At 40.5% G+C, this 26014-nt stretch carries 20 protein-coding genes; 11 read left to right on the top strand and 9 right to left on the bottom strand.

The window, feature by feature from the left end; genetic code table 11:
- Positions 1 to 245: 245 nt before the first annotated feature.
- The gene (locus tag N6B01_RS07855) at positions 246 to 851 is read right to left on the bottom strand and encodes a L,D-transpeptidase (RefSeq protein ID WP_182417220.1); all 606 of its coding nucleotides are present in this window, start codon (positions 849 to 851) and stop codon (positions 246 to 248) included.
- A 292-nt stretch (positions 852 to 1143) separates the two neighbouring features.
- Positions 1144 to 1716, bottom strand: coding sequence for a hypothetical protein (locus N6B01_RS07850; RefSeq protein WP_262078193.1), 573 nt, complete (start codon positions 1714 to 1716; stop codon positions 1144 to 1146).
- A gap of 362 nt (positions 1717 to 2078) precedes the next feature.
- Between N6B01_RS07850 and thrC the strand changes: the two genes are divergently transcribed.
- Positions 2079 to 3476, top strand: a complete 1398-nt coding sequence (gene thrC / locus N6B01_RS07845) for a threonine synthase (protein ID WP_262078192.1) — start codon at positions 2079 to 2081, stop codon at positions 3474 to 3476.
- Positions 3477 to 4143: 667 nt separating this feature from the next.
- Here the strand turns inward: thrC and N6B01_RS07840 are convergent.
- Positions 4144 to 4590: a MarR family winged helix-turn-helix transcriptional regulator gene (locus N6B01_RS07840; RefSeq protein WP_262078191.1), complete on the bottom strand. Its 447-nt coding sequence runs from the start codon at positions 4588 to 4590 to the stop codon at positions 4144 to 4146.
- Positions 4591 to 5049: 459 nt separating this feature from the next.
- Positions 5050 to 5937 (bottom strand): hypothetical protein, encoded by an 888-nt coding sequence (locus N6B01_RS07835; protein ID WP_262078190.1) that lies wholly within the window; start codon positions 5935 to 5937, stop codon positions 5050 to 5052.
- 512 nt (positions 5938 to 6449) lie between these two features.
- Here N6B01_RS07835 and N6B01_RS07830 point away from each other — a divergent pair.
- Together N6B01_RS07830 and N6B01_RS07825 are read left to right on the top strand one after the other, a co-directional pair.
- Positions 6450 to 6656: a DDE-type integrase/transposase/recombinase gene (locus N6B01_RS07830; RefSeq protein WP_262078189.1), complete on the top strand. Its 207-nt coding sequence runs from the start codon at positions 6450 to 6452 to the stop codon at positions 6654 to 6656.
- 355 nt (positions 6657 to 7011) lie between these two features.
- Positions 7012 to 10386, top strand: coding sequence for an autotransporter outer membrane beta-barrel domain-containing protein (locus tag N6B01_RS07825; protein ID WP_262078188.1), 3375 nt, complete (start codon positions 7012 to 7014; stop codon positions 10384 to 10386).
- 216 nt (positions 10387 to 10602) lie between these two features.
- Here the strand turns inward: N6B01_RS07825 and N6B01_RS07820 are convergent, their stop codons facing one another.
- The 3 genes from N6B01_RS07820 to N6B01_RS07810 all read right to left on the bottom strand — a co-directional run bounded on the left by N6B01_RS07820 (position 10603) and on the right by N6B01_RS07810 (position 13236).
- Positions 10603 to 11184 carry a tyrosine phosphatase family protein gene (locus tag N6B01_RS07820; RefSeq protein ID WP_262078187.1) on the bottom strand — a complete coding sequence of 194 codons (582 nt, stop codon included), beginning with the start codon at positions 11182 to 11184 and terminating at the stop codon, positions 10603 to 10605.
- 345 nt (positions 11185 to 11529) lie between these two features.
- A complete protein-coding gene (locus N6B01_RS07815; protein WP_262078186.1) occupies positions 11530 to 12159 on the bottom strand; it encodes an HD domain-containing protein in 630 nt (209 codons plus the stop codon).
- Between the two features lie 180 nt (positions 12160 to 12339).
- Positions 12340 to 13236, bottom strand: coding sequence for a CAF17-like 4Fe-4S cluster assembly/insertion protein YgfZ (locus tag N6B01_RS07810; RefSeq protein ID WP_262078185.1), 897 nt, complete (start codon positions 13234 to 13236; stop codon positions 12340 to 12342).
- Positions 13237 to 13301: 65 nt separating this feature from the next.
- On the opposite strand from N6B01_RS07810, the gene N6B01_RS07805 reads away from it, so the two are divergent.
- The 7 genes from N6B01_RS07805 to N6B01_RS07775 all read left to right on the top strand — a co-directional run bounded on the left by N6B01_RS07805 (position 13302) and on the right by N6B01_RS07775 (position 22556).
- Complete coding sequence (locus tag N6B01_RS07805) at positions 13302 to 14636, top strand: dihydroorotase (RefSeq protein WP_262078184.1); 1335 nt, start codon at positions 13302 to 13304, stop codon at positions 14634 to 14636.
- Between the two features lie 272 nt (positions 14637 to 14908).
- On the top strand, positions 14909 to 17581 hold the full coding sequence (gene alaS / locus N6B01_RS07800; RefSeq protein ID WP_262078183.1) for an alanine--tRNA ligase: 2673 nt from the start codon (positions 14909 to 14911) through the stop codon (positions 17579 to 17581).
- Positions 17582 to 17680: 99 nt separating this feature from the next.
- Positions 17681 to 18625, top strand: coding sequence for an ACP S-malonyltransferase (gene fabD / locus N6B01_RS07795; RefSeq protein WP_262078182.1), 945 nt, complete (start codon positions 17681 to 17683; stop codon positions 18623 to 18625).
- 115 nt (positions 18626 to 18740) lie between these two features.
- Positions 18741 to 19478: a 3-oxoacyl-[acyl-carrier-protein] reductase gene (gene fabG, locus N6B01_RS07790; RefSeq protein ID WP_262078181.1), complete on the top strand. Its 738-nt coding sequence runs from the start codon at positions 18741 to 18743 to the stop codon at positions 19476 to 19478.
- A 476-nt stretch (positions 19479 to 19954) separates the two neighbouring features.
- Positions 19955 to 20191, top strand: coding sequence for an acyl carrier protein (locus N6B01_RS07785; RefSeq protein WP_182417206.1), 237 nt, complete (start codon positions 19955 to 19957; stop codon positions 20189 to 20191).
- Positions 20192 to 20414: 223 nt separating this feature from the next.
- On the top strand, positions 20415 to 21677 hold the full coding sequence (gene fabF, locus N6B01_RS07780; RefSeq protein WP_262080613.1) for a beta-ketoacyl-ACP synthase II: 1263 nt from the start codon (positions 20415 to 20417) through the stop codon (positions 21675 to 21677).
- 435 nt (positions 21678 to 22112) lie between these two features.
- A complete protein-coding gene (locus N6B01_RS07775; protein ID WP_262078180.1) occupies positions 22113 to 22556 on the top strand; it encodes a hypothetical protein in 444 nt (147 codons plus the stop codon).
- Between the two features lie 800 nt (positions 22557 to 23356).
- Here N6B01_RS07775 and N6B01_RS07770 read toward each other — a convergent pair.
- Both N6B01_RS07770 and N6B01_RS07765 read right to left on the bottom strand, forming a co-directional pair.
- Positions 23357 to 24034: a DUF421 domain-containing protein gene (locus N6B01_RS07770; RefSeq protein WP_182417205.1), complete on the bottom strand. Its 678-nt coding sequence runs from the start codon at positions 24032 to 24034 to the stop codon at positions 23357 to 23359.
- 73 nt (positions 24035 to 24107) lie between these two features.
- Positions 24108 to 24668, bottom strand: coding sequence for an LOG family protein (locus N6B01_RS07765; protein WP_262078179.1), 561 nt, complete (start codon positions 24666 to 24668; stop codon positions 24108 to 24110).
- Positions 24669 to 25120: 452 nt separating this feature from the next.
- Between N6B01_RS07765 and N6B01_RS07760 the strand changes: the two genes are divergently transcribed.
- The gene (locus N6B01_RS07760) at positions 25121 to 25999 is read left to right on the top strand and encodes a LysM peptidoglycan-binding domain-containing protein (protein ID WP_262078178.1); all 879 of its coding nucleotides are present in this window, start codon (positions 25121 to 25123) and stop codon (positions 25997 to 25999) included.
- The last annotated feature ends 15 nt before the right edge of the window (positions 26000 to 26014 follow it).

Here is a 26014-nt window from a genome sequence, read left to right as displayed (position 1 = left end):
CAATTTAACATTTATAAACTGCGTTTTTTTTAATGGTCTAAAATGCCATTGTGTATTTTATTATTTGTTAAAATTATAGTTAGTGGCAATAAGCTTGCTGCTTATCAACTTTATAAGTTAATTTAATTTGATTGTGCAGTTTATGGTGATAGGTTTAGTGAGTGCAAATATGTTTAATTGAAAAACAAAAAGCGAGAAAAACCCGCTTTTTGTTAAATGCAGTAAAGTGTTTTTGCATCAGGAATTTATAAAACGATGACTTCGCTACCAAGTTCCACGCGGTCATAAAGATCAAGCACATCTTCATTGACCATGCGGAAACAACCATTTGAAGCAGAAGAGCCAATTGTCCAAGGCTGTACTGTACCATGAATGCGGATATATGTATCTTTATTACCTTGCCACAAATAAAGAGCGCGCGCACCAAGTGGATTACCAGGGCCGCCATCCATGCCATTAGCAAATTTGCCATAATGCGTTGGATTGCGCTTTACCATATCCTTAGTTGGGATCCAACGTGGCCATTCGCGCTTAAATTTAATCTTGGCAGAGCCTTGGAATTCAAGGCCTTGCTTGCCAACCGCAATACCATAGCGGCGTGCTTTGGTTGATGATTCAACATAATAAAGAAAATAATTTTTAGGATCAATAACAATAGTGCCTGGTTTATAGCCTGAAAAATCAACGGTTTGAGCGCGATATTTTTCATTGACATTATAGCTATTAACTGCAGGAATCTTGACCTGTGATACTGCAGCATCACCGGTTGATGCTGATGTTGCAGGCGCTGCAAAAGCAGTTGATGAAAGGATAATACTGGCAAGGCCAGTTAAAAAAAGATGCTTGATCATGACGCATATAGTCCAGTGGTGTGGGCAATGATTGGAGATTGCCCACACCATAATTCGCACACTATAAATATGCAATCATCATATTGGTATAAAAAGATAATTTCATTATCTATGGTAATGTTGCAACAGTAAAGCTATCATGTTTAGCTCACCGTAAAAATGGAATAAATCCTATTATCCACGATAATATTGAAAAATTGAGTTTTTAGGCTGATTTACTTCCGTTTAGGCAACAAAAGCAGCCAAATGAAACGCATTTGACTGCTTTGTCACTTATTGGGTTTGGATTGGCTTATTCAGTCACAACCGAGCCAAAAGTATCAACTACAGCGCGTGCAGGCGCTTTAACATCAAAGCTAACAAATATCTTAACATTTTTGCCTTGTGGTGTTGGGAACGAGACTTGATCGTCTTTGAAGATAAATTGCGTTGCTTCGGTACGGCTCGTAATTGGAACAGAATAGCTATGTTTTTTTGAATAGATAATGCGGTTGCCTTCAACTGCTTTTACCAAAATTGGCATAGTTACAGTACCGCCTGCAAATTTGGGACCTGGTACAATGCGTCCTGCTGCAGCAACAGTCATAGAAATATGTCCTGCTGGATATTGGCAAGTACGAGTAACATTAGCAAAATTTGCTTGATAAATTACTTGGTCTGGTTTGCCATCGCCGCCGCGTGTATAGGTATTATAAAAAGCAGTGTCGGTATCCATAGTGACAGCAGGGCACCAAGCACGTAATTCTTCTGCGGTGATGGTTGGTTCACTTGCAACCTTATTAGAGGTGCAGCCACCTATAAAAGTGCAAGCGGCTAAAATAACAGCGCTGCTCGAAACAAAACGTGACAATCCTGCTTTTATCATAAAATTATCTTTCCAAAAAAACTATTATTTGGTGGCTTTTATAGCACTGCCAAAACGCCGCTATGAACTTTTTATGCAATTTATGGCATTTTTCAAGGTTTTTATCGATTCTTCGGCAAAAATAACAGCAAATAATCATACATTTGTAAAACTAAGCTCTTTTTTTGTCTAATGGTTGCAATTTGATCGCTTGTTGCGCTTGATATTTATGAAAAATTATTTTCAATAGTGTTTTTTTATAATTGGGTGTGGAAGCACAAGGTAAATTTGTGCTAAACCGAGTTTTAGTTGACGGGGCTTGGCTTTAGAACCAAGCCAATTGATATCTTTGATGAAAATTATATCAGGAGCTTTTAAATAATATGAAATATATAAGCACACGGGGAGAGGCTCCCATTCTTGGGTTTAAAGATGCGGTTATGGCAGGGCTTGCTTATGATGGCGGCCTTTATGTGCCAGAGACCTATCCGCAATTTTCACCAGGTGCCATTCGTGCTTTACGCGGAAAATCTTACTCAGCAATAGCCAAAGCAGTTTTGTGGCCTTTTGTTGAAGGCGAGATTGAGCGCAGTGTTTTTGATATGATGGTTGATCAAGCTTATGCAACATTCCATCACCCAGCAACTTGCCCTTTAGTGCAAACTTCCAGCAATGAATTCATCTTAGAATTATTTCACGGCCCAACATTGGCATTTAAAGATGTTGCAATGCAATTACTTGCGCGGTTGATGGATCACATATTGGGCGAAAATGGCAAGCGTGCCACAATTATTGGCGCGACTTCAGGCGATACTGGCGGCGCGGCAATTGAAGCTTTTGCCAATCGTGAAAGTACTGATATTTTCATTCTTTTCCCCAAAGGGCGTGTATCTCCTGTACAACAACGCCAAATGACATCGAGTAATGCTGCAAATGTTCATGCTCTTGCGATTGAAGGCAATTTTGATGATTGTCAGGCTTTGGTAAAAGCTTTATTTAACGACCATAAATTCCGCGATGAATTAGCGATTTCTGGTGTTAATTCCATTAATTGGGCGCGCATTATGGCGCAGGTTGTTTATTATTTCTCAGCCGCTGTTTCCCTTGGTGCGCCAGATCGTGCTGTATCCTTTGCAGTGCCCACAGGTAATTTTGGCGATATTTTCGCAGGCTTTGTTGCCTCGCGTATGGGCTTGCCAATTGCCAAATTGGTCATTGCCACCAATGATAATGATATATTAGCGCGCACACTAAAAACGGGCGTCTATGAGACAAAAGGCATTATCCATACCACATCGCCATCTATGGATATTCAGGTATCGTCAAATTTTGAGCGCCTATTGTTTGAAAGCAATGGCCGCGATGCACCGGCTATTAAACGGCAAATGGATTCGCTAAAGCAATCTGGTGCTTTTACCTTGGAAGAAAAGCAAATGCAGGCAATATCAGCGCTTTTTGCCGCTGGTAGCAGCACTATGCCGGAAACAGCAACCCTTATTCATGATATTTACCAGAGCAATAATTATGTTGCTGATCCTCATACGGCAACTGCGGTTAAAGTATCGCGCCAGTTTGCCGATGCCAATGTTCCAATGGTGATTTTGTCAACGGCGCATCCTGCTAAATTCCCTGAAGCAGTGGAAGCCGCGGCATCAGTCACACCACAATTACCTATTTGGCTTGATGATTTGATGGAGCGCGAGGAGCATTTTGAGGTGCTTCCAAATAATGAAAACGCTTTGAAGGCTTATATTAAAAAGACATCACGTGTTTTAGCGTAAATTACAAAAGCCCGGTAAAAAGCCGGGCTTTTTATTTAGCTGCGTTGTTTCTTTAACTTTATGCCAAAGCTGATATTTTGGAATACTAAAATAATATTGATTGCGCCGAAGATAAGCTCAATGCTTTGTACAAACCAAAAAACAGTATTGAATTGTTGATGTAAGGCCGCATTTTTTAGGAAAAATGCAGATGGTATTAAAATAAGTAGGCCATTTAGTGCTATAAATGGCATGCGTATTTTCTTCTTTTTTATGATTGGATTATTTGATTTTTTTGAAAGTTTCATACCGGTTATAGCTGTCATCATAAAGCATATAATAAGCAGAAAAATAGCATAGCTGATTAAGTATTTTACGGTAATAATGCAGGCTAGGCTGCCAAAAATTTCTGATAATATGGTAGAAAGCCAAAACGCTAGCAATAAGGCGCAACTCATCATTGCCGCCAATCTATGGCAGAGGGCAATTTTCTTCATTTTTTAATATCCTATATTGAGGGCGAGCTTAACAAGCAGCAATGCGATATTATTCGCACGCTTATAAAGCGACTGTCATTTTTAACTCAGCGGAATTTTAACAATATATTTATCGCGTTGGCTAAGTTGTTAATTCATGCAAACATCAGACTTTTATTAATAGTGTTTGCGATTAGCCCTAATCGATTATTTCATTTTGCTAAATCCTCAAGCGCCTTGCAAAACTTATCCAAATTATTAATGCTTTGGCTCACTTCTTGTGGGTTGAATTTTGTTTGTAATTGCTCTGCTATCTTTAACCAATCATCATTGATGCGGTTATATAATTCTTCACCAAGTCTGGTTAGGCTATAAAGTTTTGATCGCTTATGAATTGGGTTTATATGAACTTCTACATATAAAAGCTCATTCATCTCATCGGCCAAGCGTTGCACTGCTTGTCTGGTAAGCCCCATATCTTGTGCAATTTGCGGAACGGTTAATGGTGCTTGTGCTAATGCTAGCGCGCCAAGAAATTTCCATCTTGCCGCACTCATATCATGCTTGTTTGCAATTGTCTCGCCACAATCCATCAAGGCTTGGTGGGCGCGAAACAAGCTTATCGCAAAACTACTCATGGGATTTAAATTTTTATTCATGGTAATATATTGTCATAATGACAATGTATTGTCAATCAAAAATTGGCTAATTAATTCGCCAACAACTTGGTATTAGCGAATTAATTGAGAATAAAACTCAAGAAGGATCTATAAGAAACTTTATAACTGCAGTTTACTGTCGATATATCCATTAAAATCAGGTGCTTAAAACTTTAGTTAATGTCATTTGCCCTGCTAGCAAAAAGAAAAAGACATTCTTAACTGCTGATGCTGTAAAAGTGATATGCGCGCGATCATAGCAGCTTGCAAAAATGTACAATGTCCTATCCCAAAGTGGGAAGCTACAATGAGCCGCTTTAATATGATGTTTGAACAATATATGATTGACTATATTTAAATAAAGTTTATGCAAATTAGTTTGCAGGCTTGAAAAAAACATCCTTTTAATAAAAGACAAAGCTATTCTAAATCTTGATAATAATTTATAAACTATAATATTTATTTTTCTGTACAACACAATTGCAGTTTACCCATATCACCACCTCTTTGCTGATTGACCCTTGGCCCATCCATTCGAAAGTTAATTGCATAATCTTCAAGATTTGGAAAATGTTCTTTTAAATTATCTAATGGACAATAATTCGCATAAAGACGCTTTAAAGTGGAACTATAAAAATTTTTCCAACCAAAAAGCTTCTTACCACCTTCAATATTGAGTGCTTCCAGTGAATTCATATCAGAAAGTGCTGAAATATCTGCCTCACCTCTTGGAAAGGTAAATCCAAGAGCTTTTAGATTAGGAAATAATGAAAATTTTTCAAAATCTTCTTGAGTAGATTCTTGTAAGTTAATACGTCTTAAATCGCGGCCTGCAAAAATTTCAAGATCATCACTAAAACCTGTAAGCGCTAAATACCGAAGATTAGGCCATGCATCACCAAGTGTTTTAAACTTACTAAACCGCCAACCCATTATACATAACGCTTCAAGTGAAGGAAAAAGTGATGTAATATTTTTTCCAAACTTAAATCCTGCTAAAAAACTTTTTACATTTGGAAATTGGTTAAACTCTGTAATCATATTGAAATCGGGGGCAAAACTCCCTTCACCAGCAATAGTGAAACATTCAATTTTTTCTTTATTTTTTATATGGCTGAAATTCGGGTTAAATTTAAACTTATTTTTTAAAATATTTTCAGTATAAATCTGTATAGAATTACATTCATACTCGTCTATTTTATCTGAATAATCTTCAAATCCTCGAAGATTGAAACGCGCGGATATTTTTTTGTAAATATCTCGATTGGAACTATCCGTAATTTCAACCATTGGGCCAGAGAAATTTTCTTCCGTCCTTTCATCATGAACTTCAAACAAATTTGCCATTTTCTACCTCTCGTTACAATTATCAAATTTCGCCTTTATTGCTGTAACAATAAGGCTTTGTCGCAAATATTATTCGTAATTCTCAGTTAACGTAAAAAATATGAAAACTTGAGACTATGCTTTCCTGTTTTAGGGAGCCATTGATGCTAGAAAGATTAAAGAACAAATTATTTCATCGTGCAAGGAATGATTTTAAAGGCAATTTTAATAGTTCGGCACTTTGACGCAATGATCATTATTCAGGCTAAAAACAAGTATCTGCGTTATTGTTTAAGCTATAGGGATATTAAAATATGCGCCAAACAAGAAAAACGTTTGCGGAATTTTAGAAAAGCTCATTGCGGTTCAGTTCGTATTGATGAGACCACTATCAAGGTTAAAGGCCAAGGGTTAGATTTGCGGAAATATCTCTATCTTAGCTCATGATAAACACGGCGTCTCCATTGATTTTTTGACAAAAGCATCGAGGGATAAAGGTGCGGCCATACGCTTTTTTAGCAAGGCTTTCATAGATGATCGGCTCTTTGCAGTTTAATCCCCCCTTGGCAAAAATTGGAACAGATAAAGCAAAAGCTTTTCCTAGTGCCTTGCAGTCATTGACTGGAGATAATGTGTTTTCTAAAAAGCATATTCATTATGCGACCAAGATATTACAACAAGGCATTGAAAGCGATCATTCTCGGCTTAAAAGACCAATTTCACAAAGTGGTAAAATTTAATCATTCAAGACGGCCAAGCGAACTATAATTTGCGACAAGGTCCTAAATTTTAATAAAGCTAATTTTAGCGTAGAATTAATTTGGATGGGTTCAAATATTTCAAGTAGACAGAATATTATATGCCCGTTTCAATGATAAATTAGAATGATCTAATTAGTTTATATCTTCTATATTTGGTATATAAGCATGTAAAAAGCATATATTATAAGGACTTCACTGAAAATTGTAACCTTTGTTATTTACTTTTAATAAAATTACCGTTTTAAGTTATCTCAATATTTAGGTTCAGCACTTATAAGGCTTATAACCAGTAATATCGGGTATTATTATTTTTTAAAGAGAGAAAAATTCCATTATGGCTCGTTTAGATAAATGCTTTAATTTAAAATGCTCGGCATCGCGCCTTGCCTTAACTATAGCAGTTAGTACAGCTGTAATCGCAACCGTAGGTTTATCAATAGCCGTTGCAGAGAATAATATTGTTTATACTGGTAGTCCAGATGATGCTTCATCTAAACTCCATCAAGACCCAACGGGTAATAGCAGTTCCTATAAAAGCCTTTTTGGCCAAAATATTTATACAGGCAATATAATAACAATTAAGCCAGCTGATGGTGCAGATTTAACAGCCACTGGTGGCCGTCAGGTGTGGAGAACGCAAGCAAATCTTTCTGATCCAGTGGCTCCTTACGTTATCTATGGTGGGGTCAGTGTTGGTACAGCTGGAAATCAACAAAACACAAACGGGAGCGACGGTAAAGATATTGTTAATAATACAATCATCATGCAAAACATCGAGTATGATTGGGGCGGAATTGATGGCGCCGACAACAAAGCGCCAGATGGCACTACTAGCGGCACTGGCGGCGATGTAGGTGGTATGGGTGGTGGTTCGGTTTATGGTGGTTTGAGCATTGGCGGCGCTGGCGGCAATCGCGAGGACGGCATGGGCGATGGCGGCAATGGCGGCAATGGCGGCACTGTTAGCAGCAATACGGTTACATTAACGGATGTGCATTTGATTGGATCGCAGGGCGGCACTGGCGGCACTGGCATTCGCTATGGCGGCGGCGGTGTAGGTGGTATGGGTGGTGGTTCGGTTTATGGTGGTTTGAGTATTGGCGGCGCTGGCGGCTTTGGCTATGGCACTGGCACTGGCGACAATAGCACTGGCGGCACTGGCGGCGCTGTTAGCGGCAATACAGTTACATTAACGGATGTGCATTTGACTGGATCGCAGGGGGGCTCTGGCTCTGGCATTGGCTATGGCGGCGGTGTAGGTGGTATGGGTGGTGGTTCGGTTTATGGTGGTTTAAGCATTGGCGGCACTGGCAGCTTTGGCAATGCCCCTGCCACTGTCGGCACTGGTGGCTCTGGTGGTGCTGTTAGCGGCAATACAGTTATATTAACGGATGTGCATTTGACTGGATCGCAGGGCGGAACTGGCTCTGGCACTCGCTATGGCGGCGGTGTAGGTGGTATGGGTGGAGGTTCGGTTTATGGTGGTTTGAGCATTGGCGGCGCTGGCGGCTATGGCAGCACTGGCGGCAATGGCAGCAATGGCAGCACTGGCGGTAATGGCGGCACTGGCGGTGCTGTTAGCGGCAATACAGTTACATTAACGGATGTGCATTTGACTGGATCTCAGGGCGGCAATGGCGGCGGCGGCGGTGTAGGTGGTATGGGTGGTGGTTCGGTTTATGGTGGTTTGAGCATTGGCGGCACTGGTGGCACTAACGATGGCATTGGCACTGGCGGCTATGGCGGCACTGGCGGCAATGTTAGCGGCAATACAGTTACATTAACGGATGTGCATTTGACTGGATCGCAGGGCGGCACTGGTACTGGCGGCGGCGGTATGGGGGGTGGTGCGGTTTATGGTGGTTTGAGTATTGGCGGCGCTGGCGGCTTGGACTATAACACTAGCACTGGCGATGGCGGCAATGGCGGCGATGTTAACCGCAACGAGGTCAGTGTTTCTGGAACTTCGTTAATCTGGGGCGATATCTACGGAGGTTATAGCCATGGAGGGGCTAAAGGAACTCTTATTGACGCAGTTGATGGCGTTGGTGGTTCGGCTACAGGCAACATTGTTACACTGGAAGGTGGGGACATCACGATTGGCGAACGTGACAGTGCTGGCAAGGTTACCAAATATGGTTCTATCTATGGTGGTTATAGCTTGAATGGCGACAATACTATAAGTATTGCTGATGTGTTTTCTGGTAATACGCTCAATCTTGTTGGCTATCGTGGTACTGTATCAGGTATTTATAATTTTGAAAATTATAACTGGACACTGCCAAGTGACGTAGTCAATGGCGACACACTTGTGTCAATTGCGACTGGTGGTACAGCTGTTGACTTAACCGATACTAAACATACCGTTGCGGATATGAACGCCAGCGGCAACCGTCTTAAAAACGGCGATGAAATTACTTTTATCACTAAAACAACTGGTACATGGTCAGCTAGCCCTTATACAATCAAACAGGGTCAATTTATCATCTATGAAGCAACCTTGTCACAAAAACCAAATGGCAGCGATCAAGCATTTGTACTGACTATTGGCCAAAAAGCGGATACGACACCCCCTACACCAGAACCTACACCAGAACCCACACCTACACCAGAACCTACACCTACACCAGTAGATCCTGCGATACGGCCCACACCTGTTGCTCCTGATCCAGACACTGGTTCAGCGGCTCAAGTCAACCCACAGTCTAAATCTTATTCAGAAGGGCGGGCAGCGGCTCTTGGCTTTCTTAATCAGGCAAATGATCTAATTTCAACAGCAGGTATTGATAATATACGCATTATGGTGCGCGCCAATGATGATGATGTTAACCGACCAGCCTTTATTCCTTTCATGATCGCCAATGGCTCATCACAGCGTTATAATACTGGTAGCCATGTCGATATTAAGGGCTTTAACATGGCACTTGGTATTGCAACAGGTTTTGATTTTAGCGTCGGACATAAAGCAACAGTCGGTGCCTTCTTTGAATATGGCCGCGGTACCTATGATACCTATAATAGCTTTACCAATTTTGCTTCTGTTCATGGCGATGGATCTACCGATTATAAAGGTGGCGGACTTTTTGGACGCATAGACTTTGCAAATACTGGTCTTGGACGGGTAAGCAATTTAGCCGTTGATCAAGCTGAAGGCGTTTATCTTGAAGCATCAATACGTGCAGGGCGTGCCAGCAGTAGGTTTGATGTTGGCAATAATATGATTGACCGGATAGAGGGTGATTATCATGGTTCCTATGATAGTAAAAGCCGCTATTATGGTGGTCATCTTGCTGGTGGTTATGTCTTTAACTTTGATGAAAAACAATCACTTGATGTCTATAGTCGCTATTTATGGGTACATATGGATGGCGACACAGTCACAATTAGCAATGAAAAGCTCCGCTTTGATAGCGCCCAAAGTTCACGCCTACAAATAGGTGGACGTTATGCTTATGCATATAATCAGCAGTTCAAACCTTATATTGGTGCCGCTTATGAATATGAGTTTGATGGTGAGATTGCAGCTAGAGCTTATGAGTTCAATCTCGACAAGCCATCATTGCAAGGAAGTACAGGCATATTTGAAGCTGGCTTCAACTTCCAACCAATAGCTACTAATCAATATTTTAACATTAATGTTAATGCTCAAGGCTATGTTGGTCAGCGGCAAGGTGGTGGTGGCGGTATTAAAATTAAATACCAATTCTAACATTGATAATGTCATAATCGTATTTTATGAGTTGTTTCTATAACCCTCACCAATTTTTTTATAGAAGCAGAAAGCCTGTACATCCCCTCACGTACAGGCTTTCTTAACGTTTTTGAGAAATTATTTTTTAAGATTATGCACTTGTTGTTAAACGCGGCCGATGATTTTATTAGTACGGGGCTATCAAAAACATTCTATTTAAAAAGATAGATGGAATTAAATCTTAATTGGCAATATGAAGGGGGCGCCCTCACTTGCATCTGCACCGCGACCAATGCGCTTGATCGCGCTTACCATCTTGTCTTTGCGATTTAGATATTCATCAGCTAAAGCAATCAATCGCGCATTAGGAGTTGCGGACGGTGATAATTGTCGCAAGCTAATTGCAAGGGACTCTTCGTCTATGCTTTCATTCAGTGCGCAAGCGATAATATAGGCGGCAGCGGTTGAGCGTGATATACCCATTTGGCAATGGATAAGAAGGGGAGATAAAGCTGCGCCTAGATATGTGCCTTGCGCTAAATGCCAATTTCTAGCCGCATCAATGATCGCTACGACATCTTGCATTTGCGGTGCAATTAAATTAGGGCGCGGTTCATTAATATCATTAAAGAAAAGTACGTGATGGTTTTCTGGTGCAATTGTTTTATCGCGCAATATAACAGCATTAGGGCTAAGCAGCGTAATCATATGGCTTGGCTTATGCTGCTTAATCACTGATTTTAGCCGTGATAGCGGAGTGATAATAAGTGTGTTGGTTAAGTTAACATCTAAGCTATTTGGATTATTATCATTCATGCAATAGCTTCTTTCAGCTTATTAAAATTATGACTAAGCAAGTTTAATTTTATTGATGCTTTTGCTTATGGTCAGGACCTATTAATTTGAACGAAATGGTATGAGGAAATTTTTGTGAGAACAAGGAGAAGAACCGCAGGAAATATAAATATTTTCAAGGGGCTTCGACAAAGTTATCGCGAAAATTTCTCATATCCTGAAAGGATACAAAAACAGCTGTAATCTACTGCGTCGTAAAGCTTAACTGGGTATACCACCCACTTTTCGCTTTCCTCCCCTTTATATCAAAAATGTATATTTTTGCTGTTTATTGTGCCATTTCATTTAAATTAATAGGTCCTGACCCTAAGGCAAGGGTGGCTTTGCTCGTAATTGTTCAAGCTCATTGAAGCGTGAAAGAAAACCGCCTTCGACATGCTGGGTTGCGCGTGGAATAAGGTCTAATCCATCCGGATTAACATTTTGTGGCTTACTAAAATAGCGCTCGGCCTCAGCCAATGAAAAGCCGGCAAGTTTTGTTGCTTCAAAAAAAGCGGCAATACGATCGGCTTTTTTTATGTTTTTCTTTAGTTTTTTTAACGGCTTTACCGGTAAAGAAAAACGAATATTAATGGCCTTTTCCAAGCGATCTTCCACGAGTTCATATTGGCCGCCAAGTACTGCTTTAAATGGTGATATCATATCACCAATAACATATTCTGGCGCATCATGTAGTAGTGCTAATATACGTTCGGTCGGAGTAGAATCAGGAAACAGCCTTACAAAAATTTGTTCAACCAACATAGAATGCTGCGCCACTGAATAAGCATATTCGCCGCGTGTTTGTCCATTCCAACGGGCAACGCGGGCAAGTCCGTGGGCAATGTCAATAATTTCGACATCAAGGGGTGATGGATCAAGGAGATCTAACCGTCTGCCGGAAAGCATTCTTTGCCAAGCGCGTGGTTGTCCATCAATATTATCGGCTTTGGCCATAGAGTCTAACCTTTGAATTGCATGATAAGAGCTTAGAATATTAAACTTAGCATAGGGCTTAAATTAAAACAAATGGTGAACAAATTTCAATCCATTCAAAAGTTTTACACCCAATATTTTAATATTTAATCCGCTTTCTTTGTTTTGTTGGTCAACTTATCATTTTAGCCAATTTATCTTTTAGTCACCTTTGTCGAGATTTTCTGGAAAAGTAAAATTCACCATTGATGGAATTTCAAGAGTAATTTCAATGCCATTGGCGGTTAGGGGGATAGCTTTATCTATTGCTTGTTTTACGCGGTCAATGCGCACCATAGCTAAGCCATCAACACCATTAACGCTTCCAATTGTACCAACTGGTTTGCCGTCGGCTTCAATGGTGGTGCCCGATTGGGGAAGGGGTGAGCTACTTTTGGCAATTAAGATACGCCGCCGCGCTGTTTTGCGATGATGCATGCGAGACACCACTTCTTGTCCAATATAGCAACCCTTTTTAAAGGAAACTCCGCTAAGCTGGTCAAGGTTTACATCATGGGGGAAGGCATCATTGAGTTGATAATCCTTGCTGCTTTCCGCCACAGCATTTGCTATTCTTAAGGATATATAATTTTTAATATTCTTATCAAGGCATTGCTGATTATTGTTAAGTTTATAGTTGCGGATTATGTTTTGGTTTAGCAAGAATCTTTTATCGTTAAAAAACAGTAAATTATTTTCTTTTTTTAATTCTTCAACTGAAGTATCAGTGTTTTCTTGGTTGAATATTTCAACAATATATTGATTTTCTTGGGTTAAATTGACTTTTGAGCGTAATTTATACATTGATAGGCGTTTGATAAATTGCGGTGCAATTTCACTATCAATGTCAATAAAAAACGATTCGCCTTTTTTACCGATTAGAAAATCAAAGGCAATTTTTCCTTGTGGTGTTAATAAAGCGCCAGGCAGCATTGTATCATTTTCAAGCTTTTCAACATCGGTGGTGATGAGGTTATGCAAGAAATGCTGGCTATCCTCGCCATCAATTTTTATCAATATACGATCACAAACTGTTGCTAGTGGATGATTCTCTGTCATAATCCTTGCCTTTCCTTTATTAAATACGTAATTCGGGTAAGGCCAACCTGCAAGGAGCAAACGTGATGTCCCGCACATTTGATAAAATTTTCAAAAATGCAACTGTTGTAAACCATGATGGCATTGCCATTCGTGATATTGGTGTCATCGGTAGCAAAATAGCGCAAATAGGTTCCTTGTCGGAAAATAGTGCTCATGAAGTGATTGATTGCACAGGCTTGCATATTTTACCCGGTGTCATTGATAGTCAGGTGCATTTTCGTGAGCCAGGGCTTGAGCATAAGGAGGACTTGGAAACAGGATCTCGCTCAGCGGTGCTTGGCGGTGTGACAGCCGTTTTTGAAATGCCAAACACTAAGCCGTTAACCACTACTGAAGCTGCCCTTGCTGATAAGGTGAAAAGGGCAACAAATCGCATGCATTGTGATTTTGCTTTTTGGGTAGGCGGCACGCGCGAAAACGCCCATGAAGTAGCAGAATTAGAACGTTTGCCCGGTGCGGCTGGCATTAAGGTTTTTATGGGGTCTTCTACCGGTGATCTTTTGGTCGATGATGATGAGGGTGTGCGTTCTATTTTAAAAAATACGCGTCGTCGTGCGGCGTTCCATTCAGAAGATGAAGCTCGGCTTAATGCACGCAAAGATTTGCGTGTTGAGGGTGATCCATCTTCTCATCCTATTTGGCGTGATGAGATTGCAGCATTACAATGCACACAACGTTTGGTGCGTATTGCCCATGAGACTGGTACACGTATTCATGTGTTGCATATTTCCACCGCAGAAGAGATTGATTTTTTGCAAGACCATAAAGATGTTGCAACCCTAGAGGTAACGCCGCACCATTTGACTTTATCGGCTGATGATTATGCAAGGCTTGGTACGCTCATTCAGATGAACCCACCAGTGCGTGAAAAGCGCCATCGTGAAAAATTATGGTATGGCTTGCAACAAAGCATTATTGATGTGATTGGTTCTGATCATGCGCCGCATTTGTTGGAAGAAAAGAATAAACCTTATCCACAGTCACCATCGGGTATGACTGGTGTGCAAACCATTATGCCATTGATGCTTGATCATGTGAATAAGGGGCGTTTGTCGCTAGAACGTCTTGTTGATATGACATCGCATGGGCCAGCGCGTATTTTTGGCATTTCCCAAAAGGGGCGCATTGCCGTTGGTTATGATTGTGATTTAACAATTGTGGATTTAAAACGCAAAGAAACCATTCGCAATGAACAAGTTGGTTCACGCGCTGGCTGGACACCTTATGATGGTGAACAAGTAACAGGTTGGCCAGTCGGTACGGTTATTCGTGGTAATCGTGTTATGTGGGAGGGCGAAATTGTAGCGCCGTCTCTTGGGCAGACTGTGAGCTTTGTTGAAGCCCTTCCCAAGCTTTAGGGGCTTGATAGCTCAAGTGGTGGGGGATTTATTAAAAAAGGCAGCTTATGGCTGCCTTTTGATTGTTAGCTGTAGTTTTTAGGTCAAATGACGTGTGATTTTATGTGTTTTACCAAAGGAAAGGCGTATTTTTTATGCTTTTTCGTTGTCATTTGGTTGAAAAATATAAAAAATATAACTTAGCTCTTTTATATTATGGCATTATTGTTATAAACCGAACAATTATATGTGCCCGATTATGATGGGAAAGTGCGTAACAGCAAGGTGGATTTATGAATAGCGTTAATGAGATAAGATCAACATTTTTGGATTTTTTTCATCGCAATGGGCATGAGATAGTTTCATCTAGCCCATTGGTGCCGCGTAATGATCCAACATTGATGTTTACCAATGCCGGTATGGTGCAGTTTAAAAATGTTTTTACCGGCCTTGAGACGCGCCCCTATAATCGTGCGACAACAGCACAAAAATGTGTTCGCGCTGGTGGTAAGCATAATGATCTTGATAATGTTGGTTATACCGCTCGCCATCATACATTTTTTGAAATGCTAGGCAATTTTTCCTTTGGTGATTATTTCAAAGAAGAAGCCATTAGCTTTGCATGGAATTTGCTAACCAAAGAATTTGGTTTGGCAAAAGATAAATTATTGGTAACCGTTTATCATACCGATGAGGATGCTGCCAATTTTTGGAAGAAAATTGCTGGCCTTACCGATGATCGGATTATTCGCATTGCCACCAATGATAATTTTTGGGCAATGGGTGATACAGGGCCTTGCGGTCCTTGTTCGGAAATTTTCTACGATCATGGCGATAAGATCTGGGGCGGCCCTCCTGGTAGCGCAGATGAAGATGGTGACCGCTTTATCGAGATTTGGAATCTTGTGTTCATGCAATATGAGCAAGTAAGCCTTGATGAACGCAAGGATTTGCCGCGCCCATCTATTGATACAGGCATGGGGCTTGAGCGTGTTGCTGCTGTATTGCAAGGCGTGCATGATAATTATGACATTGATCTTTTCCGCACATTAATTAGAGCTTCAGAAGAAGCTACTGGCGTTAAAGCTGCAGGCGAATTCACCGCAAGTCACCGAGTTATTGCCGATCATTTGCGCTCATCCGCATTTTTGATTGCTGATGGTGTATTGCCATCAAATGAAGGGCGTGGCTATGTTCTTCGCCGCATCATGCGCCGCGCTATGCGCCATGCGCAATTATTAGGTTCTAAAGATCCGTTATTGTTTAAGCTATTGCCAGTGCTAACGCGTGAAATGGGGCAGGCCTATCCTGAATTGTTGCGAGCTGAATCCTTAATATCAGAAACCTTGAAACTGGAAGAAACGCGTTTTCGTAAAACCTTGGAACGTGGCCTTGGCTTGTTAAATGAGGCAAGTGCTGATTTAACTGCTGGCGGTAAGCTTGATGGTGAGGTTGCATTCAAACTATATGATACTTATGGTTTCCCGCTCGATTTAACCCAAGATGCATTGCGCCGCCGTGATATCTCGGTTGATACGGATGGTTTTGATGCCGCAATGGCGCGTCAAAAAGCAGAAGCCCGTGCCCATTGGTCTGGTTCTGGAGAAGCTGCAACTGAAACCGTTTGGTTTGCAGTACGCGATAAGGTTGGCTCAACCGAGTTTTTGGGTTATGATACTGAAAAGCTTGAAGCAGTTATTACCGCCTTGGTTAAAGATGGTGTCATGGTTGATAGTGTCGCTAGCGGCGATGAATGTCAGTTGGTCGTCAATCAAACCTCGTTCTATGGCGAATCAGGTGGTCAGGTTGGTGATAGCGGTACAATCATTGGCGATGATTTTATCTTTGATGTCATCGATACTCAGAAAAAAGGCGAGGGCGTCTTTGTTCATATTGGTAAAGTGCGCAGTGGTACAATTAAAGTTGGTGAAGCGGCTGAATTAACCGTAGATCATCAACGTCGCAGTAGAATTCGGGCTAACCATTCGGCAACCCACTTACTACATGAAGCTTTGCGTCAGGTTCTTGGTACCCATGTTGCGCAAAAAGGCTCGCTAGTATCGCCAGATCGTTTGCGTTTTGACTTTTCTCATCCTAAGCCAATCTCACGTGAAGAACTTGATGAGATTGAAGATATTGCTAATCGTATTGTCTTGCAAAATGCGGCAGTCACAACACGGCTTATGGCGGTTGATGATGCGATTGCCGAGGGTGCGATGGCACTATTTGGTGAAAAATACGGTGAAGAGGTACGTGTTGTCTCCATGGGTGAAGCCGAAGCTGGCAATGGCGTTCGTAATCGCCCTTGGTCGATTGAGCTTTGTGGTGGTACGCATGTACGTCGCACCGGCGATATAGGTCTTATTCGCATCTTGTCGGAAAGTGCTGTTGCTGCGGGTGTGCGTCGTCTTGAAGCGCTGACTGCTGATGGGGCTCGTCAATATCTCAAAAATCAAGATGAGCGTTTGCATGATCTTGCAGGATTGATGAAAACGAGCGTTAATGATGTGGTTGAGCGCGTTCGCTTGCTGAGCGAAGAACGCCGCAAACTTGAAAAAGAATTAAGCGATGCGCGTCGCCAATTGGCGCTTGGCGGTGGCTCTAATAATGGTGGTGATGAACCGCTTGAAAAAGTTAACGGCATTGGTTTTATGGGGCGCGTTGTCACTGGCGTTTCACCGCGTGATTTAAAGCCGCTTGCTGATAGCGGTAAGGGGCAAATTGGTTCTGGCGTTGTGGTGTTTATCGGCAAAGGCGAAGACGGTAAGGCAAGTATCGTTATTGGTGTCACCGATGATTTAACCGATAAACTAAGTGCAGTTGATCTTGTGCGCGTGGCAACAGAAGTGCTCGGCGGTAAAGGTGGCGGTGGTCGTCCTGATATGGCCCAGGCTGGTGGTCCAGATGCTGATAAGGCTGATGATGCCATTGCTGCAGTTAAAGAACTCATCGCTAAAACAGTTTAATTAGCTTTAGCTACCCTAATTCATGGGGGTAGCTAATCATATTGTTTGCTATATGATTAGCAAAAAATAAGTATAATATTAATAAAGAGGCAAATCCTTATGGCAATTGCATTTACATTTCCAGGGCAAGGCAGCCAGTCTGTAGGCATGGGTAAGGCATTAGCAGAGCAGTTTTCTGTTGCTAGACAAGTTTTTGAAGAAGTTGACGAAGCTTTGGGCGAAAAGCTATCAAGCACCATGTTTGAAGGCCCCGAAGATGTTTTAACTTTAACCGCTAATGCTCAACCTGCTTTAATGGCTGTTTCTATGGCTATTATTAAAGTAATGCAGTCGCTTGGATTAAATTTGCCTCAAAAAGTGCAATATGTTGCAGGTCACTCTTTGGGCGAATATTCAGCCCTTTGTGCCGCAGGCATGTTTTCTTTAGCCGATACGGCGCGGCTTTTGCGTATTCGTGGTAATGCTATGCAAAAAGCGGTTCCAGTTGGTCAAGGTGGTATGGCGGCAATTATCGGGCTTGAAGCTAGTGATGTAAATGCAATTTGCGCAGAAGCGTCAAGTCTTGGTGCTTGCCAGATAGCCAATGATAATGGCGGCGGCCAATTAGTAATTTCGGGTGTTTTGGCAGCCGTTGAAAAAGCCGCAAGCTTGGCAAGTGAAAAAGGCGCAAAACGGGCGCTTATGTTACCTGTATCCGCGCCGTTCCATTCAGTGCTCATGCAGCCTGCCGGCGATGCTATGGCTGAAGCTTTGGCTGAAGTTAAAAAACACCAACCGGTTATTGCTTTGGTTGCCAATGTTACGGCAGAACCTGTGCGCGATGAAAAACTGATTGCCGATTTATTGGTTGCCCAAGTTACTGGTCAAGTGCGTTGGCGTGAAACTATTGAGTGGTTTGGCAATAATGATGTTGATACCCTTTATGAAGTGGGGACCGGCAAAGTGCTAACTGGGCTTGCCCGACGTATTAATAAGGATATTACTGGCCGTCCAGTAAATACGGGTGCAGAAATCGAAGAAGCACTTAAAGAATTAGGTGTTTAGTTTTAAAATTCCTTTTGACAGAGGCTCATTCTAAAGTAATGGCTTCTTGATATAGTCATTATGATTTCTAAATTCATGATGATAAAGACTTGAAAATGATCAGTGAGGATCAGATATGTTTGAACTTAATGGGCGCAAGGCGCTTGTAACCGGCGCAACTGGCGGTATTGGTGAAGCTATTGCGCGTAATTTACATGCGCAGGGTGCGATTGTTGGTCTTCATGGCACACGCAAAGAAAAATTGGATGAATTAGCAGTTGAGCTTGGTGAACGCGTTTTTGTCTTTCCTGCCAATTTATCCGATCGTGAAGCAGTAAAAGCACTTGGTGCGCGTGTTGAAGAAGAAATGGGCGGCGTTGATATCCTCGTCAATAATGCTGGCATTACCCGTGATGGCCTTTTTGTTCGCATGAGTGATGAAGATTGGGATACAGTTCTTGCCGTTAATCTTACCGCAGTGTTTAACTTGACCAAAGAGTTAACCCATCCAATGATGCGCCGTCGCTTTGGCCGTATTATCAATATTACATCAGTGGTTGGGGTTACTGGTAATCCTGGCCAAGCCAATTATTGCGCAACCAAGGCCGGTATCATTGGTTTTTCAAAATCATTGGCGCAAGAAATTGCTAGCCGTAACGTAACCGTTAACTGCATTGCTCCTGGTTTTATTGAATCAGCCATGACCGATAAGCTTAATGATAAGCAAAAAGATGCAATCATGAGCGCTATTCCTATGAAGCGTATGGGATCAGCCCAAGAAGTGGCAAAAGCTGCAGTTTATCTTGCTAGTGATGAAGCAAGCTATGTAACGGGGCAAACCATTCATGTTAATGGTGGTATGGCAATGATCTGATAAGTGATTTTATCATGGTAATTTGCATTGATGATTTAAAAGTCGTTGCAAAAGTGCCGTTGAATCACTTTTTTATGATTTTATTTATAATGTTTCTAGAGCGAAAAATGGTTGGCTTTCTAGAAATAATTGTGAAAAAAATAAAAAATGGGCGTTTATATGTGCTATTTGCATGGTAAATGCTTTAAACTATTGATGATGGCGATTGAATTTTTTTAATAATTGGTCTATCGCATCTATTTAGATAATCAGAGGTCGATCATTTTTTAAAGTGATCTATCTTTTTCGATCAAAATAATTTGCTTTTTAACTCGGTAAATGATTTTGATTATTTCTAGCAGCAGATATCTGCTGTTTATCCCAATAGGGATATCCACAGGGTGCAAGAAACAGCAAAATGCTGATTTGCACCTATTAGCTTTATTTGAATACCCCAAGCCATTCAAGGCTGGGACAACTGAGGTCGAGGTTCCGACATGAGTGATACAGCAGAACGCGTAAAAAAGATTGTTGAAGAACATCTTGGAGTAGAAGCTGACAAGGTAACAGAAGGCGCAAGCTTCATTGATGATCTCGGTGCAGACAGCCTTGATACAGTCGAGCTTGTTATGGCATTTGAAGAAGAGTTCGGCGTTGAAATTCCTGATGATGCAGCAGAAACCATCCTAACCGTTGGTGATGCAGTTAAGTTCATCGACAAGGCTTTGGCGTAATTTTCGTCAAAAATAGCATTTTGCTGTTTTGATAAATTTAGAAAAAAAGCGCCTTTTATAAGGTGCTTTTCTTTCATTTATAGTGTGTTAATTCGTTGCTATAAAGGCGAATGAATACAAAAATGAATACCCCAAAATAAATACCAAATGCTCAAAAGTCTGAGAATTTGTGATTTAAATTGAAAAAAATTCTAATTAAAGAATGTTAGATCAGGATGTGATGATGAGGCGTGTTGTCATTACCGGCCTAGGGCTGGTTTCTCCGCTTGCCGGCAATGTAGAGCATAGTTGGACGAGATTGATAAATGGGGATAGTGGCGCCCGTCGTGTCAGCGAATTTGAGGTCGATGATTTGCCATGTCAGATTGCTTGCCGTATTCCTTTAGGTGATGGCACAAACGGCACATATAATCCTGACTTATTTATGGAACAAAAGGAACAACGTAAGGTTGATCCATTTATTGTTTATGCGGTATCGGCCGCAACCGAAGCGCTAGAAGATGCTAATTGGCATCCAGAAAGCGATGAGGATCAAATTGCAACCGGCGTAATGATTGGTGCAGGTATTGGCGGCGTTGAAGGCATAGTCGAAGCAGGTTATACACTTCGCGATCGCGGTCCAAGACGTATTTCCCCATTTTTTATTCCAGGGCGTATCATTAATCTCGCGTCCGGTTATGTTTCTATCAAGCATAAATTACGTGGGCCAAATCATTCAGTCGTAACCGCTTGTTCAACCGGCTCTCATGCTATTGGTGATGCTGCTCGTTTGATTGCGCTAGGGGATGCTGATGTGATGGTAGCGGGTGGTACAGAATCGCCAGTTAATCGCATCTCGCTTGCTGGTTTTGCTGCCTGTAAGGCGCTATCAACTAGCTATAATAATGATCCAACGCGTGCGTCACGCCCTTATGACAAGGATCGTGATGGTTTTGTAATGGGTGAGGGGTCAGCTATTCTCGTTCTTGAAGAACTAGAACACGCCCAAAAACGTGGTGCCAAAATTTATGCTGAAGTGGTAGGTTATGGTTTGAGCGGCGATGCTCATCATATTACTGCACCAAGCGAAACAGGCGAGGGGGCAGAACGCTGCATGCGTTCAGCGATTAAACGTGCAGGTATTGAGCCATCCGATATCGATTATATTAATGCTCATGGTACTTCAACTATGGCAGATACAATTGAGCTTGCAGCTGTTGAGCGCATTATGGGCGATGCTGCTGATAAAGTGTCAATGTCATCAACCAAATCGTCTATTGGCCACTTGCTAGGTGCTGCGGGTGCTGCTGAAGCTATTTTCTGTACATTAGCTATTCGTGATAATATCGCGCCGCCCACATTAAATCTTGATAACCCATCGGTTGAAACCAAAATTGACCTTGTGCCGCATAAGGCAAGAGAACGTAAAATTGATACAGTCCTTACTAACTCTTTTGGTTTTGGCGGTACCAATGCGTCATTGGTTATTCGGCGTTTTAAAGATTAATTTTTGATGTTTTTTGCCTTTTAAAAGCGTCCTTTTGGGCGCTTTTTTTATCTTTAATGTTAATATGTTGTTCCTATTTTTTATAATTTCAGCTTTATGATTGCCAAATGAGTTTTATATAGAAATGGCTGTGTTTTTTTGAATGGTAGATTACTATAAATTTCTACTAATATTTGTAGAACATCATGCAGATGGATGCTTAGTTAATTTTTGCAATTTAAAACTTGATTAGTGGGGGAGCAAAGATAAAACAAAAAAAGAGTTTAATCTCAATGGTCATAGCAATACAAGCGAGGAACCACATGTTAAGATTGGGCCTTTTATAGTTGATAAATAAGCCTACAGATAAATATTTTATAAACAATTGGCATATTTACAAACCAAATCCTGACTTTTGAAAAAACTATAAATAAACTTTTTGAATATGGAGTTTTTATGGATAATTCTTATTATAAAATTGAAAAGTGGTCTAATTTAGAAGATTATATTAAAAAACTTACAGGGTTTAATATTTTTGATCTCCTTGGAGTTCTTACTAGATTATCAATCAAAAACGCAAAAATGATTTCTGAGTTACCAGAAACGCAAAAACAAGTATTTGATATTGACGAGGTTTTATCTATTGTTAACTTAAAAAAATATCTTAAGGGTCAAATTTTTATATACCAGGATGATATATGTTCTTTTAAGAAAATATTATTTTCAATGGACTCTAAAGACGTTGAATATTTTATTCGTAATTTTTCTAATAAATATAAATATTCTTTTTTTTCTTGTGATGAAGCTTTTATTGTTCCAGATGAAAATAAAATTTTATTATTTCATCATGAAGGCTATTGGTTTTCGATTGATTTACCAATTGAGATTAATGACGAATAACAATTGGAAATATATTTCTTTACAATTGTTAATAATATTAATTAACTAATATTATTAATAAAAATCTATAACAATACCTAAATTTTAATTAAAATAATATGTCAATATTCGCCTCAGGGGCTATGCTCTTTTAAAGCTTAGAGGTAATAGTGTAGAGCTAGTTTTTTATTCTTATGTTGATAAAAGCCGACGTGCTTCATAGTCTGATAGAGCTGAACGCCTCAATATCATCAAAAGCATCGCTAAAGGCAAGTAGTGAGGTTAACTAAGGTAAAGCCATCAAATAGCATTTTAAGCTGGAAACATTCCTTGCAATTGTAAAATAAACAGCAGATGGTGAATTGTTCTACATCGTCAACCACCTTCTTAGCATGCTGCAAGATGTTTAGTGTTAGATATTCAAGCTTGTTTAGATAGCGCAACACCGAAATGATACGCGGCACATAAAATCTGGTATGCGGATTAGGGCTATGATATTCGTGGCCTTTATCCACCACCCATACGCGGCAATTTAGCCTTTAAATATCACATGACGAGGTATAGGCCGGCAACCCCAATTTGCTTCCAAGGCCAATGGGAAGACGTAGAGGCTGGTCTTTACTAGAGCAGATACAGAATTATAATTCACTTACCGCCCAAGAAATCTTAACCGATCCGATCGGAACACTTGAGAATATGTGGCACAGGGTTTTGTAATCAATCCAAATGCATGGGTGGGATGCGTGAGGATTGAGTCGTAGTAGAACTATTGATGAAAATAAATTATTTATTCGGTAAAAACGAAGCAATTTTTGGGTAATTTAGTCACTATCTTTGGGTATAGGAACAATGAATAAACCATTCCTTTCTCTGCCTGTGGGTGTTTTTTCCTCAAACCATTCAGCCAGATAAATATTTTCAAGATCGACTTTTTGTTTTTTGACTTGGTCTTGGACCCATTGTTCAGTTTTATGAGCAAGCTCAAGATTATCTTTGATAATTTCACCATTTTTAATTAAAATAACGGATACGCGATCTTCTTCTTTTTTGATAACCGATAATGAGCCATTCGATTCAAAATTGGCAAAAGCAACTTCATGGGGTGCTGCACCTTTAATGCGCAGCATAGTTACAAAATCATTTACATCTAAGCCGATGCGTTTGAAATTTTTAATTTGGTATTTGCCATCAATAACTAGTGGTAAATCACCACCTGCAACAATATCGCGAATAAGCGGGAAATGTTTACGAGAATAATTAACTAAAATCACCAATGCTTCCCAAATAAACAAAACTCCTAAAAAATGCAGAATTCCAGTCGCAGGATTGTAAATAACGCCACCTATAATGCCACCCATAACAAAGTTGCTTACAAGGTCAATCGGTGTCATTTGGCTAAGGCTGCCACGCCCAGTTGTGCGCAATACCAACAAAAATACCGCAAGCCCGACAATTAATTTCAAAGTAACATCGGAATAGTTTGCAAAGTAATCGTGCATGACGCGTCTCTTTTTAATTTTCTAATTCACAAATATTATTTAGAGCCGCGCCATTAATTTAAAAGGCGGCAATTTAAGAAATATTATTTATTAATGGAATAATATCGTCAACATTATTTATAAAAAGCGGTTTAACTTTACTGGCGCTATGAAAGAACCCTTCGTCGGCCATGTGGCGCAAAAGGTCTGCTAAGGGGTTCCAGTAATCATTAATATTGGCAAAAACCATTGGCTTATTATGATGCCCCAATTGCGCCCATGTCATCATTTCAATTATTTCTTCCAAAGTGCCTATGCCACCTGGAAAGGTAACAAAAGCATCCGCTTTTTCAAACATTAATGTTTTGCGCCGATGCATAGTATCAACAATGATTAACTCATCAAGGTCTAAGACTGCTGCATCGGGTGCCTCTTTACTTAATAAAAACTCTGGAATAATACCAATGACATTGCCACCATGAGCTTTTACACTTTGGGCAACAGCCCCCATTATGCCACGACTACCACCGCCATAAACAAGACCAATATTCGCCTTAGCTAAGGCTTCGCCAAAAATTTCAGCAGCTTTGATATAGATAGGATTTTCGCCCGCGCTAGAACCACAATAAACACAAATATAATCAATTTTTGGCATGTTTTATTCCTTTTCCGGATTAAGTGATATTAGTTTTGCTTTATTCTATAGTCTGCTTTTTTAACGCTAAAATTTACCTCAATGATTGAAGTGATCTAAACTTAAACCAAGAGCATAGCTTCATTAAAATTAAATGTCTTTCATTTATAATAAGGTCTGGTCCTTATAATAAGGATATTTTCTTAGATTTACAAATGCGGCAAAATCGACTGTATTTTATTAGCTTTTGAGTTTTTACCAATAAACGATAGTAATCCTCAATTTATTCGAGCATTTTTCTTGAAGCGGGTGCCTTCAAGGTATATTTGTGCTATTTTGGATAATGCTTCAAATCGGAGCGTTTAAATAATAGCTATCAAGAGAACCCTTTGCAAATAATAGATGTTAAATTTTTCGCTAGAGCTTTTATAATATCGCTACTAAGCTTTTTGTTATCAGTATCTGCCAGGCACATGCATTTTGCTGTTGCCCAACCTATCGTTGCATTTCCAACATTGGTTACAGCACCCGTTTTTGGTTCTTTCTTGGTTGATGCGCGTGGTAGGATTATTATTGCTGGTAAAGCTGATCCTTTGAGTGAGATTGATCTTGTATGTGGTGCCAAATTATTAGGGCAGTCGAGAGCTGAGGAAAAAGGTAATTTTGAAATTGGCCTTATAAAAAAACCGGGAACCGGCGAATACCGCTGTGTTTTGCGTTCAACTGATAAAAATGGTCAATCTGCAACGTCCACTCAAACTTTAATTCTTACGATCAATAATGATCGCAACGCTCCGATAACCGCCATTATTGATGAACCAAATGGCACACAGAGAATTGTCTATCCGTTAAGTAATGTATCTGGTGATGACGGCGCTTCCGAGCAGGTTGGCTTTTTGGTTGAATATATTGCTTACGAAAATGGGCACTTTATCGTCTGTGGTCATGCGCCGGCAAATCGGCGGGTTGCAATCCATAATCTTGATCTTATATTAGGTTCTGAGTTTATTAAAGAAACGGGGCGTTTTTGTATCGAGCGCACCAACAGGCTTGCAGAAGGTGATTATGCTTTAAAGGCGCAATTATTAGATGAAAAGGGGCAAATATTTGCAAATGTTACTTTGCCTTTTACAATCTCCAATTTAAATAAAAGTAATGAACAATATTATATTGCCAATAAGCCGGTTGAAACCGTGGTAGTTCGCCCAGGTGAAACGCTTTCCCAGATCGCACAACGCCTCTATGGTGATTATAATTTTGCTGATAAAATATATCAATTGAACCGACATGTGTTGGAAAATCCCCACAATGTTCAAGCCGGGCAAAGATTAGCATTGCCATCAAAGCAATAAACCAATTTTGCACAA

Source organism: Bartonella sp. HY406 (assembly GCF_025449315.1).
GTDB lineage: Bacteria > Pseudomonadota > Alphaproteobacteria > Rhizobiales > Rhizobiaceae > HY038.
The sequence above is the reverse complement of the archived record's forward strand: the minus strand, read 5'-3'. Positions and strand labels throughout refer to the sequence as shown.